We start from the raw sequence: 13,447 nt of genomic DNA on the forward strand, positions 1-13,447 counted from the left end.
ATGAAAATCTGGCATCAGAGCTTTACCGTATTGGATCATCTCGGCGCATACCATGACGCGCTCAAGTCCCATTTCGCGCGTGTGGCGCGACCGGGTACGGAAATCGTGCTGCACGGCATGCATCCCGGCACGTATCGCTCTAATTATCCTGGCTCGGACATTCGCCACGCCGCTCTGCAATACATTCATGGCCTGCAGTTCATGAAGGCAGCGGTCCAGGCGCAGCAGGAGCATTACGACGTATATGCCATCAGTACCTTGCCCGAGCCGGCCTTGCGCGAAATCAGGGGGCTGGTGGATATTCCCGTAGTCGCCTACGGAGAGTCGGCCATGCTCACGGCCTGCATGCTGGGCCGCAAGTTCGGGGTGCTGGTCTTCATCGATGACATGAATGAGTTGATTGCCGAGAATGCCCGGGGTCACGGATTGGAGTCGCGTTTCGCCGGCGCCATGCCGGTGGGATTCTCTTTCAATGATGTGCTCAAGGGCTTCGAGGATCCTTCCGAGTTCATAAAACGCTTTCATGACGCGGCCCGCAAACTGATTGCGGCGGGCGCCGAAGTCATCATCCCCGGCGAGGCTCCGATGAACGTGCTGCTCGCCCAGAACGGCGTGTCCGAGATCGACGGCGTGCCGGTGCTGGATTCCCTGGCCGCCTGGATCAAGCAGGCCGAAGCCATATATGACCTGCGTGCTTTGTGCGGCACCAAGCCCTGCCGCAAAGGTTATTACCACAAGCTGCCGGACCAGGACCGGGTCAACGAGATTTTTTCGTTTTACGGCTTGAACCTATTGCAATCTGCGACTTGATGCTGGGGCGCGAACGCGCGTCGAAGATTTCCAACAGATAATCGATGAAGGCGCGTATCTTCGGCGACGTGTAGTGCGATTTGACGGTAACCGCGTGGAAGCTCCGGATACGGGTTTCCCACTCGGGAAACAGCTCGACCAGTTTGCCCTGGGCGATCAGGTCGGAAACGAAGATGTCCAGTACATAGATAAGACCCGCCCCCATCAAGGCAGACTGGATCAATGCCTGGGTGTTGTTGAAGCTCAGCGTGCCTTTGGGGCGGATGAATATTTGGTCTTTGCCCTGCTGCAGCAGCCAGTGCAGGGGAGTATGGTTGCCTTCCTCGAAGAGGCCGAGGCAGTGGTGGGGGTCGAGATCGCGCGGATGTGACAGCCCCAGTGTCCGCACGAAATCCGGCGTGCCGCAAATAATATGTTTGGCTTCGTAGATGGGGCGTGCCACCAAGTCGGCATCTTCGATGCGGTCCATGCGTATGGCCACGTCGGTGGCGCGTTCTATCAGCTTGTGCGGCTGGTTCGTAAGCGTGACAGAGACAGAGAGATCCGGATAGCGGTGGGTGAGCTCTACCAATGCCGGACAGAGCAGGCTTTGCCCGATCGCGAAGGGCGCCTCGACGCGCAGCGTGCCTGCGACCTCGTTGGCATTGGCCTTGACTTCGCTTTCCGCCTGCGAGACTGCCTGCAGGATTTCCCGGCAGCGGGGCAGGAACAGGCGCCCCTCTTCAGTGAGATGCAGATGGCGGGTATTGCGCTGTATCAGCGTGACGCCCAGATGGGCCTCGAGGTTGCGCAGGCTCGATGTGACTGTCGCATTGGCCAGGTCCAGCGATTCGGCAGCGCGCGAAAAACTGCCGCATTCCATCACCCGGACGAAGATTTCCATGCCCCAAAGTCTGTCCATGGCTCCTTTCACTTTTTTCTAATAGATTATTAGACGCTAATGCCTAACCGGATCGGGTATGGCTCTCTACACTAGTCGGACGTACCGTCGCTAGACGATAGACGGGTATATTCTACAAGGCAGAGACATGGAAAGAGATTTCGATCTGGTTGTGGCGGGTTGTGGCGTCGCCGGCTTGTCGGCGGCGGTGTCGGGGGCCGAGCGCGGCCTGAAGGTGGCAGTGCTGGAACGCGCCTCGCGCGAAGAGCGTGGCGGCCAGAGCCGCTACACCGAGGCATACCTGCGCATGAAGTCCCTGACCGAAGTATCGGACGATTTCGAAACTCATCTGGCCGAGAACGCCGGCCCGTATATCGATCCCGATCTGACGGCGGAAATGGCAGGAGGGAGGTCGTCCTGGTCCCACGTAACGCGGATGTTGGGGTCTCCCGACCCCGAGATCATTGCGCAGTTCGCCGAGCATGTGCCGGGTACTATCGCATGGCTGCAAGAGCTTGGCGTGCGCTTCGACTTCCTGCCCACGCAGTTCCTGACCAAGACGCAGCCCAGGCTGCTGCCCGTGGGCGGCGGCGCGGCGCTGGTAGAGGCGCTGGCGGCTCGCGCCGAGGCCCTTGGGGTCGAGTTCTTCTATCACACCACGGCGCGCCGGCTGTTGCTGGACGAAGAGGGGCGGGTTCAGGGTTTGCATGCACACCAAGCCGAACAAGGCGGGGTGCGCTTCGAGGGCAAAGTGGTGCTTGCTTGCGGCGGCTTCGAGGGCAATCCGGCTCTGCTGGCCAAGTATATCGGCCCGCGTTCGGTTTATCTGCGCCCGGTATGCAAGGGCGGCTATTTCAACCGCGGGGAAGGAATCGAAATGGCGCTGGAAGCCGGCGCGGCGCCTTGCGGGGAATTCGGCAGCTACCATGCCGAGCCGGTGGATCCTCGCTCCGGCGTGTCGGAGCCTTCGATATTCATTTTCCCCTATGGCATTCTGGTCAACAAGCAGGGGCGCCGCTTCACCGACGAGGCGCCCGGCACTGTAGACGCCTACTATGAGCGGGTTACGCGCCGGATTTACCAACAGGAGGAGGGCATCGCATATGTCATTCTCGACCAGCGCGTCAAGGAAGTGCCCAACTATCGCCTGGCGATACGCACCGACCAGCCGGCGATCGAAGCCGATACGCTCGAGGGGCTGGCAAGCGCACTGGGCCTGCCCGCGGGGGCGTTGGCGCGTACTGTGCAGGATTACAACCGCAGTTGTCCCGATGGATCGGGCTATGACCCCCTCAAGGAAGACGGCCTGGCAACACACGACCTGGAGCCACCCAAGTCGAATTGGGCGAGGCCCTTGAGCCAGGGGCCATATATGGCATATCCCATTATTTCGTCGAATGTGTTCACATTCGGCGGCCTGAAGATCGACTTGTCCGGCCAAGTCCTCGATACCGACGGCCGGCCGATACCGAACCTGTATGCGGCGGGCGAGACCGTGGGCATGTATTACACCAACTATACGGGGGCCACATCGGTGCTCAAGGGGCTCGTATTCGGCAGGCTGGCTGCCGGGCATGCGGCGGACTCCCGGGCATGAGCAAAGAGGAGGCCGCGGCGCCGCTGAGCGGCATATTGGTCGACGCGTTGCTGCGGCAGCTTGCTGCCGGCCTGCCCGAGAACGTGCTTGCCAAGACTCGCCTGCATCTTGCCGATGCGCTCGGAATCGCGGTTGCCGCGCGCGCCACGATTTACGCACGGCAGGTCGAGGAAGCGCAGGCGCGGCTGGCCGGGCCGGGGCCCTGCTCTCTGATCGGCGCGGGCCAGGCCGCGCCGCTGGCTGCGGCTTTCGCCAATTCGGCCTTGATCCACATTCTGGATTATGACGATATTCACGATGTGGGCCGGCTGCATCCCGGTACCGTGGTCGTGCCCGCGGCGCTGGCGGCTGCGGAACTGGCCGGCGCCTCGGATGAATCGTTGGCGGCAGCGGTCGCGCTCTCCTCCGAACTCATGTGCCGGCTTGGTACAGTTTGCGCTCCCAAGGGAGATGGCCCCGGTTCAGAATGGTTTCTGACTCAACTGTTCGGCTATGTGGCCGCCAGTGTGGCGGCAGGCATAGCCCTGGGCCTGGACTGCGATGGGCTGGTGTCGGCGATAGGGCTGGCATATATGCAGGCGGCTGGCGGCAAGCAGAGCGGCTTCGGCACGGGTTCCACGGCTCGTTCCATCTATCCGGCCTTTGCCGCCCAGGCGGGGGTGCAGGCGGCGCTGCTGGCGCGCGCCGGGATGAGCGGCCCCGCGGGGGCCTTGGACGGCGCCGCCGGCCTGTTCCGTATTTATCTGGGCTCGGGCCTGACAGCCCGGCAGGTATCGGCTTTGACGGATTTCTCGCGCTGGCACAGCCTCGAGGTACAGGTGAAGCCCTGGCCATGCTGTCGCCTTTCTCATCCCTATGTCGCCGCGGCGATCGAGGCGCGCAACAGGGGGTTTGCAGTCGACGGCATTGCGCATGTGCTGGTTTCAGTCAATGCATCGGCGGCGCGTTTGTGCAGCCCCTTGCCGCAGCGCAGGCGGCCGCAGACATTGCAAGATGCCAAGTACAGCATCCCTTTCATGACGGCTTATGCCTTGGTGCGGGGAGCGCCGACCTTGGGCGAGCTGAACGAGACGGCGATCACGGACCCACGTATTTTGGAGCTGGCGGCAAGAATCGAGCTGCGGGAAGACTTGCCCGACTCTCCCGGCCACCCTCCCGCCGTGCTGGCCCTGCGTTGCAGCGACGGTACGACGCATCGAATCGAATTCCAGGCTGCGGACCTGGATGTGGGCGTGCAGGCGCTGCAGCGCAAGTTCGATGACTGTTTCAATTTCGGTGGCTGCGGTGTCGCGGCGCCCGAGGCCTGGTCCGCCGTCATGGCAGGGCAATTGCGGCAGGCGCTGGCACTGGCCAGAGTGCCAATGGCCTAGCAATTCGCCATGGAATAAGCGGGTGGTACAGATGAATGCGGGGCGCCGTCATGGAGGGCGCCCCGCATTCCCCGTCTGTCTTTATAGATGACTTGGAAAAGGATGAAGCGATGTACGACCAGGACTTGATGCAAGGGCGCGTGGCGTTCGTCACGGGCGCGGCCGGCGGCATAGGCCGCGCGGTATGCGAAGCGCTTGCGGCCCATGGCGCGCGAGTGGTGGGCGTGGACCTCGATCCGCAGGCCGCCGCCCAGTCGCACGGCGCCATCGAGTGGCGCCGGCTGGACGTCACCCAGGCTGCCGAGGTGCGGGCCTGCCTGGACGAGACCGCCGAGCGCCTGGGCCGCCTGGACATCCTGGTCAACGTCGCCGGCGTGGTATCGCTGGGCGACGCCGAGCACCTGGCCGAAACCGAATGGGACCGCGTCATCGACATCAACCTCAAGGGCACGTTCCTGTGCTGCCAGGCGGCGATCCCGCACTTGCGGGCCGGCGGCTTCGGCCGTATCGTCAACCTGGGTTCGGTGGTGGGCAAGAACGGCGGCAACCCCCGCCCCTGGCTCGACCCGTCCGAGCAGCGCCAAGCCGGCAATGTCGCCTATGGGGTGTCCAAGGCGGGCGTGCACATGATGACCGCATTCCTGGCCAAGGAGCTGGCCGGCTCGGGCATCACTGTCAATGCCGTGGCCCCGGGGCCGGTATCCTCGGCCATGACGACCGCGTTCCCGCAAGTGCTGCGCGATCTCGTGCCGGTGGGCCGCATGGGCACCGCCGCGGAGGTGGCCGCCGCCGTGCTGTTCCTGGCCGCGCCGCAGTCCGGTTTCGTTACGGGCGAGGTGCTGGACGTCAACGGCGGCATCTGGTGTGATTGAATATCCAGGGGCCCAGCCGCAGCAGCCAGGCAAAGAGGCGCCGCTCCTTTTACGTTGTCTCCTTATATAGTACGCAGTGCGGGCAGGCCCTGGCTCCCGATCATGGGCTTCGAATCCCTTTTTGAAATCTCTTTTGTGAGGAAACACTATTCATGCAGGCAAGCCGTTCGATTTATCTGGTCCTCGATATGGAAAATGACCTGGTGCACGAGGACGGGCCCAGCGGCAAGGGGCCCATGGGCGAGCAGGTGCGCGAGCGCGGCATCCTGCCTCGCACCGCCGCGGCCATCGCCAAGGCACGCCAGGCGGGCATCCTGGTCGGCTTCGTACGGGTGGGCTTCTCGGCGGAATACCCGGAATGCCCGAAGTCTTCGCCGATCTTCTCGGCCGCGCCGCGCAACGGCTTGTTCAAGCTCGGCGCCTGGGGCACGGAGATCCATCCGTCCCTGGAGCAGCGCCCCGGCGATATCCAGGTGATCAAGCACCGGGTCAGTCCGTTTTATTCCACCACGCTGGAGGCGCAGTTGCGCGCGCAGGGCGTGGGCCGCATCTATTGCTCGGGGGTCTCGACCCAGGCGGTGGTGCAGGCCACGGTGCGTGATGCGCACGACCGGGACTACGAGGTCGTGGTGCTGGAAGACGCCTGCGCGGCGCACAACGCCGAAGAGCACGCCAATTCGATGCAGAGCATTGCGCGCTTCTGCACCATCGAGACCACGGACTCCGTGGCTTTCGCCAACCCCTGAGGCGCGCCTTCGCCGCGTGCGGCTCTAACGCAAGAACGGCCGGGCGTCGCCCGGCCGTTCTTGCGTGATGCACTAGGAAGAAATCTGGAGAATGAAGTAGCGGATCGCGGCGCCGGACTCGGCCGGCGGTGTTCCGCGCTTAGTCGGTCAGCGTGACGCCTGCGTCCTTGATGACTTTGCCCCAGCGGTGGAACTCGCTATCGAAGAACTTATGGAAATCGGCGGGGTTCTTCATCACTGACGGAACTACGGCTACGCTGGTCAACTGCTTGCGCACGTCGGGCTGGGCAACCACCTTGTGGATAGCGGCGTCGAGCCGCTCTATGACGGCGGGAGGCGTACCTGCGGGCGCGAAGATACCCACCCAGTTCGCGACGTCAAAATGCGGCAGCTCTTCTTGCGCGGTGGGCACATTGGCAAGAAAGTCGACACGCTTGGCGCTGGTCACGGCGAGCGCCTTGAGCTTGCCGCTCTTGATCAGGGAGTACAGCGGCGGCAGGTCCATTACGATGCCGTCCACGTGCCCGGCCAGCGTATCGGTGACGGCTGGGCCGGCGCCGCGATAGGGCACATGGACGATATTGGCCTTCGATGCTTGCTTGAGCAATTCGATGGTCAGGTGCGGCAACCCGCCCACGCCGGAAGAAGACAGCGTGACCCGCTTTTGCCGTGCCAGGTCGAGCAGGCCTTTAAGTGTCGTGACTTTCAGGTTCGGTCCGGCGGCGATTGCCTCAGGCGTAAGCCCCACAATGTTGATGGGAGTGAAATCCTTCAGGGAATCGAAGGGGGGATGCTTCATTGTTTGGGGTGTCAAGACCACGGGGCTGACGCTGGACAGCAGCAGTGTGTAGCCGTCGGGTTGCGCCTTGGCGACATGGTTGGCGCCGATGGTGCCGCTTGCGCCGGCTTTGTTCTCGACCACGACACTGGCTCCCAGAGCCCTGGCCAGCGGGGGCGCCACGATGCGTGCCACGATGTCGTTCGATCCCCCAGGCGGATACCCGACGATCAGCGTGATGGCATGGTCGGGATAGGCCGCCGCCTGGGATGGCGCGGCAGCCAAGAGCGGCGACAGGGCCAGGAGGATGCCGGATATCCGGCGTATGGTATTGCGCCGAAGGGTGCGGGGATGGGGGTGCATGTCTCTCTCTTCGTTTGATGGCCTGTGTGGCACGGTGCCGCAAGGCACTTGCGGATTGGGGCCGGCCTGCTGTGGCCGGTCTGGCTGTCTCGAAAAAATTCTACAGACGCCCCTATGCTGCGGCAATCGGATGGCACGAAAGCGTTTTTCGATATTTCTGAATATTGAGATAGGCCACGAGGCCTATCATTGTGGTCGAGCGCGAGCCTGGCTGCCGGCATCGAGCCCGCATTATGCCCGTGCTGGACATCTACGGGTTTTTCCGGCTAGCGCCGGCGGATAGGGCGGACGGGTTCGAGCCACCGTCCAGCATTGCCTCGGGAGGCTGCATTGAAAATATGGCATCAGAGTTTTACCGACCTCGACGTTTTTCCCCAGTATCGCGCCACATTGCAGCAACATGCCGACCGGGTGATGGGCGAGGACGCTTCGGTGCACATCCATGGCCTGCGGCCAGGCACGTATCCGCCCGGAATTGCTCCCATGGAGATGAACAGCCGCGCGGGCTTGCGTTTGTTCAACGCGCAGCAGGTGTGCGAGGCGGCCTTGGCTGCCGAGGCTGCCGGATACGATGCCTTCGCGCTGGGGTGTTTTTTCGATCCGGCCTTGCACGAGGCGCGCTCCCTGGTCGATATTCCGGTCGTCAGCCTCACCGAGACCTGCATGTTGACGGCTTGTTCGCTGGGCCGCCGTTTCGCCGTAGTGGCCCTGTCGGACTTCCAGAAGATGCTTTCCGAAGACCTGGCCGCGCAATATGGCCTGGCCAGCCGGCTGGCAGGCGTGGTTGCCATGTCGCCTGCCGTCGGACTATTCGACCTCGAAAGCGAAGGGGAGAAACTGGAATCTATCAGGCAGCGCTTCCGGCGTGCGTGCGAACAGGCATTTACTCTCGGCGCGGAAGTCATCATTCCGGGCGACGGCGTGCTCAATGAATTCCTGGTCAGGCACGATATGCTGGAAGTCGATGGCGGGGTGGTAATGGATTCGCTGGGCGTGCTGTTCCAGCATGCGGCTTTCCTGGCGCGGGCGCGTGCCGGCGGTTGCCTGGACGTCAGCCGGCGGTTGTTGTATGCAAAGCCGACCGCGCCGATGATGGCTCATATGCGTGGGCAGCGCGGTGTGCTGGATGCTGCCGAGCGCGATTTTTCGGGGCAGCCCGCTTCGGGGCATGCGAAATGACATCACCGGGCCGATACCGGCTCGGAAGAGGGGCTGCCGCGCCGGCTGCTGAGGGGCTGCCCTGCGCGATATTACGTCCGTTCAGGCATCGAGGGCCCGGGCCAGCGCGGGCAGGAATTCCTTCCAGTCCGCCACGATGCCGATCTGGGCGTGCTTGAAGATCTCGGCCTCATCGTCGCGGTTGATCGCAATGAGGCGGACGTGCGGCGCAATGCCGGCCAGATGCTGTGGAGTACCCGATATGCCCACAGCCAAGTAGATTTCCGGAGATACGTACTTGCCGGATTGGCCGACTTGGCGGGCGACCGGTGCCCATCCTGCATCGATCGCCGGCAGGCTGGCTCCGACCGCCCCGCCCAGTCGTTCCGCCAGGCCATAGAGAGCTTCGAATCCCTGTGCGTCGCCTATTCCGCGCCCGCCCGATACCACCAGCCTGGCCCCGTCCAGGCTGGCATGGGTTTCGTTGCGGTCCGTATATGCGGTGGGGTAGGCGGGCGGCAAAGATTCCGGCGCGCGGCACTGATGCATCGCGATCGGAGAGCGGTCTCGCACGGCCGGAACTGTAGATCCGGCACTGTGGACGACAGCAAGAAAGGGGCCTTCGCGGCATTCCATATCGATCTGCAGGCGCCCGCCGAATGCCATCCGATGTGCATGCAGGATGCCCGTTGCGTCGATGTCCCACGACTCGCAGCGGCCCATGGCTTTCCCTGCCAGCAGTGCGGCCAAGCGCGCCGCGATTTCTTCCCCTGCTCGTCCGGCGGCGGCGAAGAAGACGGAGCTGCCGTCATGGGGCGGCGCATCGGGGGCGCGTAACAGCGCGGCATAGGCGGCGGCCAGTTGCCGCGGCTCCAGCGGCCGGGCGCCGGGGGCCGTCGCACACACCCATACGGCGTCCATCCCCAGGGCCTCGGCGCGCTGGATGGCAGGCTCGGGCGTGTTGCCGATCAGCAGTGCTGCGGCGTGGCCATTGCAGCGATCGGCCAGTAGCCGGGCCTGCTCCATCGGTGCATAGTCGGACGCGGCGAGCTCTTCCTGTACGGGAACCAGGGCGTATATATGGCGCGGGGTTTCAGGTGTGGGCATGAGTGTCGGCGGGATTCTTCCAGGTTTTCAGGTACGACGCCAGGGCGATGGCCTGCTCGTCGACCGAACCGTGCAGGAATTGGCAGGGGGTCCGGGTCTTTTCGTGTGCGGCGGGCAGCTCGCAACTGATGGCCGGTGCGCCTGCCGTATCGGGCGGCGGATCCGCGATCTCGAATTTTTGCTGGCGCGCGAGCATGACGTTCTTCATCAAGGGATGGCGCAGGCGATTGTCCTTGTCGTTGCTGATGCTGATCAGGGCCGGGACGCTCAGTTCGATGAGTTCGCTGCTGGCGCCGCTGGCGCGTTCGGCCTGTAGCGTGCCGCCTGCTTGCTCCCGTACGTGCAAGGCCTGGCTGACGAAGGGCATGTCCCAGCTCTGGGCGAGATAGGCGACCGCCATGCCATCGTCCAGGTCTCCGTGCTCGCGTCCCGCCAATATCAGATCGACGGGGACGGCGGGATCTCCAGCCAGCTGTGCAGGTACATGGCGGGCCAGCCATGCCGGGTTGCCGCGCTGCGCGGCCGGCACGCGCAGGCCGGCGACGCGGTCGAGCCGGTAGGACGCCACGGTCCGCAGCAGTGCCGTGTCCGTCGATGCATCAGTCACCAGGGCCGTGAGCCGGGTGCCCGGTTCGCGGTCGCGCAGCTTGAGTGCAGTTTCCAGCGCGGCCTCGTCGAAGGGGCTGAGTTTGAACGGTGTGGTTGGCGCTTGCAGTATGTCCGTCCACAGGCCCGTTGCGGGTTTTTCCAATGGGCGCTTCGGATCGGCGATACCGGCTATCAGTATGGCTATGTGCATGGTTCAGGCCTCAGGCGCTTGTCGCGCCCATGGCACTGCGGGCCGCGAGGCGTCCGAATATCGCCGCCTTGCCCAATGCCGACCCTGTCATGTAGGCGGCCCCATGCAGACCTCCGACGATTTCGCCGGCGGCATACAGGCCTTCGAGCGCTTCGCCATAGACGTCGAGGACGCGCATGCCGGCATCGATGCACAAGCCGCAGTAGGTGCCGAACACCGCCGCGGTGGACGGATACGCATAATAGGGACCGGTTTCGATCCGGACCAGCTCGCCATGCTGATGCACCAGATGCTCGCGCCCGAATTCGGGATCCATTCCTGCGTCGACATAGCCGTTATACGTGGCTATCGTTACCATCAGCGCGGCGGGTGGCACTTCGATCAGCGCGGCCAGTTGTTCCAGTGTGTCGGCCTGGATCATCAGCCCTTCTTCGAGGCGACGTTCGAAATCCAGGATACGCGTCAGATTGTCTCCGCTTTCCAGGATGCTTTGATCCAATATCTGGTAGGTAGCGCCATACGGTTGCCGGATGCAGGCATCGCCCAGCAGTTTGTACGAAATGGATTCGTTCACAAAGCGCTTGCCGTCCTGATTGACGGCAATGGCGCCCTTGTAGACGGCCAGGCAACTGTGATGATTGGTCTCGTCCGTGGGATGCTTGCCGTAAGTGCCCTTTATGTAGATCATGTCGCGGTTGTCCGCACCGATCTGCCAGGCCATCTTCAGCCCGTCGCCGACATTGCCGTCACCGCCTATGAAGACTGCGTTGTCATATTGAGGCGCGTAGCGATGCACCAGTTCGGCATTCCGGCAGAAGCCGCCGCTGGCCAGCAAGACGCCGCCCGTGCCGGACACTTGGAAGTCCTTGCCGTCCTGGCGCACTGTAACGCCGTGCACACGGCCGGTTTCCTGGTTGCGCACCAGGCGCTGCGCGGCGGCGCCCAGCATCACTCGAACCTTGCCCGTTTCTTTGGCCCGGGCTGCCAGTGCGCGTATGGTGTCGGCCGGGTCGACGTTGTGCACGCGCGGCACGGATTGGCCGGAGGACGCTTCGATGTGCGGGCTGAACTTCACGCCGGCCCGCTTGAGCCATTCGTAGGTGTCCAGCTGGTTGTCGGCATAGGCCCGGACCAGCGCCTCGTCGTTCTCGAACTGGCCGACTTCGCGCAGATCCTCGAACAGTAATTCGCTTGAATCAGTGATGCCGTTTTCTTGCTGCAGATCGGTGCCCGCAAAGGCCAGGCAGCCGCCGCACATGGCAGAGGAGCCACCGATATCGGGCTGTTTCTCCAGCAGTATCACTTCGTGGCCCGCCTCGGCGGCTTCCAGTGCCGCGGCAAAACCCGCCATCCCGCCGCCGACAATGACGAGCCCAGTCTGCAAATCCATAGCGTAGAGGTTCCTTGTATCGAAGATAGGAATGCCGCGATCAGCCGGCTGCCTGGCCGGCTGCTGCTGCATGCTTGCCGGAGATTCTACCGAGCACCGAACCGGCCGTCAGGCCGATGCCTCCGGCGTATTTCACATAGTAGAGGCCACCGACCATTTCCCCCGCGGCATACAGGCCAGGCAGCGGACTGCCTTCTTCGTCCAGGACCTGGCCGCAAGGGTTGACCCTGACTCCTGCGTAAGTGCAGGTGATCCCGCAAGTGACTGCGTAGGCCACGAAGGGGCCTTTTTCGAGAGCTGTGGCCCAGTTCGATTTCGGCACCGACAGGCCGCGCGTGGCGCGGCCGTCCTTGATTGCGGGGTTGAAGGGGGTGTTCCTGTCTATGGACTGGTTGTATTCCTGGACGGTTTGAAGAAAGGCGCGCTGGTTGATGCCGTCCATTTGTGCCGCCAGCCCCTCCAGCGTGTCTGCGCTGAGCCGGGTGGCATGCTTGACCCGGTATTCGTCGGGCAGCATGTCGACGGTCTGTGCATCGAAGACCTGCCAGGCAACGGCGCCGGGTTGGGCCAGGACGCGTGCGCCCATGCCCGAGTAAGTGTAATTGCGAAAATCCAGCCCTTCGTCCACGAAACGTTTGCCGTCCGCATTGACCACAATACCGAGGGTGAAGTAGTTCTTCTGCTGGTTCAGCAGGTTGATATCGCCGAAAGGCGGTGCGTTCAGGTCATAGAAAACGGCATGGCAGCCGGTCCAGTTCCCGTGCGCCGTGGCGCCGGCAGACAATGCCATGCGTATGCCGTCTCCCGTGTTGTAGCGCGAGCCTCTTACCTTGGCCAGATCCCATCCCGGCCCCAGATACTTGGCGCGCCACAAGACATTGGCGTGATAGCCTCCGGTTGCCAGGATGACGTTCCTGGCCTGCATAACGCCGGACGCTTCGCCGTCTTGCAGCTCCAGAGTCCAGCCGCCTTCCGAGCGTGCCAGGTTCCTTGCCCGGAAGCCATATCGCAACTCGATGCCGGCACGCTCCGCATAGGCGTAAAGGCTTTGCATCAATCCCAGGCCGCCACCGGACACTTCGACCGTCAAGCCGCCCCAGAATTTCTGCTTGCCGTCCACTTTGAACGACTGGCGGCCATAAATGGGAACAAATCGCACTCCGTGTTCCCGCAGCCATTGCATGGTGGGCAGGCTGTCGGCGACGACGGTTTCCAGCACATCGGCGTCCGCACGATAGCCGCTCATGGATACGGCTTCTTCGAAGAACTGGTGCTCGGGGTAGGCGCCGAAATCGCTGTTGCGGATTTCGTCGGGATGCAGATCTGGAACCAGCGTCAGCAGATCGTCTACCCCACGGTAGGCGATGCGGAAGGCCCCGCCCGTGAACGCCGAGCTGCCGCCCCGATGATCTTTGTCCGCTCGCTCGATGAGCGCGACTCGTGCGCCTGCCTCGTGAGCAGAGATAGCCGCGCACAAAGCGGCATTGCCGCCGCCTACTACCACTACGTCATACATATTCATGCCTTGTCTTCCTCAGGGCCTTCGGTTTCGTCCTTGCGCCACGCCTCGATGTTTT

12 protein-coding genes are annotated in these 13,447 nt (G+C 63.3%); 6 read left to right on the plus strand and 6 right to left on the minus strand.

Translation table 11 applies throughout. The features are described from left to right. On the plus strand, window positions 1–810 hold the full coding sequence (locus tag KVP10_RS07755; RefSeq protein WP_217963995.1) for an aspartate/glutamate racemase family protein: 810 nt from the start codon (window positions 1–3) through the stop codon (window positions 808–810). On the opposite strand, the gene KVP10_RS07760 is transcribed toward KVP10_RS07755, so the two are convergent. Continuing rightward, on the minus strand, window positions 758–1,711 hold the full coding sequence (locus KVP10_RS07760; protein ID WP_217963996.1) for a LysR family transcriptional regulator: 954 nt from the start codon (window positions 1,709–1,711) through the stop codon (window positions 758–760). The two genes, KVP10_RS07755 and KVP10_RS07760, sit on opposite strands and share 53 nt — an antisense overlap. Window positions 1,712–1,838: 127 nt before the next feature. Between KVP10_RS07760 and KVP10_RS07765 the strand changes: the two genes are divergently transcribed. From KVP10_RS07765 to KVP10_RS07780, 4 genes are all read left to right on the plus strand, one after another. Further along, the gene (locus tag KVP10_RS07765) at window positions 1,839–3,287 is read left to right on the plus strand and encodes an FAD-dependent oxidoreductase (RefSeq protein WP_217963997.1); all 1,449 of its coding nucleotides are present in this window, start codon (window positions 1,839–1,841) and stop codon (window positions 3,285–3,287) included. Next, window positions 3,284–4,657, plus strand: coding sequence for an MmgE/PrpD family protein (locus KVP10_RS07770; protein ID WP_217963998.1), 1,374 nt, complete (start codon window positions 3,284–3,286; stop codon window positions 4,655–4,657). Before KVP10_RS07765 ends, KVP10_RS07770 begins: the two co-directional genes overlap by 4 nt. A 110-nt stretch (window positions 4,658–4,767) precedes the next feature. Further along, entirely contained in the window at window positions 4,768–5,529 is a 762-nt protein-coding gene (locus KVP10_RS07775; RefSeq protein WP_217963999.1) for an SDR family NAD(P)-dependent oxidoreductase, read from the plus strand. A gap of 152 nt (window positions 5,530–5,681) precedes the next feature. Continuing rightward, complete coding sequence (locus tag KVP10_RS07780) at window positions 5,682–6,275, plus strand: cysteine hydrolase family protein (RefSeq protein ID WP_217964000.1); 594 nt, start codon at window positions 5,682–5,684, stop codon at window positions 6,273–6,275. Window positions 6,276–6,414: 139 nt separating this feature from the next. Here KVP10_RS07780 and KVP10_RS07785 read toward each other — a convergent pair whose 3' ends face one another. Next, complete coding sequence (locus KVP10_RS07785) at window positions 6,415–7,416, minus strand: Bug family tripartite tricarboxylate transporter substrate binding protein (protein ID WP_217964001.1); 1,002 nt, start codon at window positions 7,414–7,416, stop codon at window positions 6,415–6,417. 330 nt (window positions 7,417–7,746) lie between these two features. Between KVP10_RS07785 and KVP10_RS07790 the strand changes: the two genes are divergently transcribed. After that, window positions 7,747–8,595, plus strand: coding sequence for an aspartate/glutamate racemase family protein (locus tag KVP10_RS07790; RefSeq protein ID WP_217964002.1), 849 nt, complete (start codon window positions 7,747–7,749; stop codon window positions 8,593–8,595). Between the two features lie 81 nt (window positions 8,596–8,676). On the opposite strand, the gene KVP10_RS07795 is transcribed toward KVP10_RS07790, so the two are convergent. Genes KVP10_RS07795 through tcuA form a run of 4 tightly spaced genes read right to left on the minus strand, consistent with a single transcriptional unit; the run spans window position 8,677 to window position 13,392 of the window. Continuing rightward, window positions 8,677–9,681 carry an electron transfer flavoprotein subunit alpha/FixB family protein gene (locus KVP10_RS07795; RefSeq protein ID WP_217964003.1) on the minus strand — a complete coding sequence of 335 codons (1,005 nt, stop codon included), beginning with the start codon at window positions 9,679–9,681 and terminating at the stop codon, window positions 8,677–8,679. Next, entirely contained in the window at window positions 9,668–10,480 is an 813-nt protein-coding gene (locus KVP10_RS07800) for a hypothetical protein (RefSeq protein WP_217964004.1), read from the minus strand. The genes KVP10_RS07795 and KVP10_RS07800 overlap by 14 nt, the downstream gene beginning before the upstream one ends. A 10-nt stretch (window positions 10,481–10,490) precedes the next feature. Then, window positions 10,491–11,870: an FAD-dependent oxidoreductase gene (locus KVP10_RS07805; protein WP_281421965.1), complete on the minus strand. Its 1,380-nt coding sequence runs from the start codon at window positions 11,868–11,870 to the stop codon at window positions 10,491–10,493. Between the two features lie 40 nt (window positions 11,871–11,910). Further along, window positions 11,911–13,392 carry an FAD-dependent tricarballylate dehydrogenase TcuA gene (tcuA, locus tag KVP10_RS07810; RefSeq protein ID WP_217964006.1) on the minus strand — a complete coding sequence of 494 codons (1,482 nt, stop codon included), beginning with the start codon at window positions 13,390–13,392 and terminating at the stop codon, window positions 11,911–11,913. Window positions 13,393–13,447: the final 55 nt, after the last annotated feature.

It is taken from the genome of Candidimonas humi, from assembly GCF_019166065.1.
GTDB classification, from domain to species: domain Bacteria; phylum Pseudomonadota; class Gammaproteobacteria; order Burkholderiales; family Burkholderiaceae_B; genus Candidimonas; species Candidimonas humi.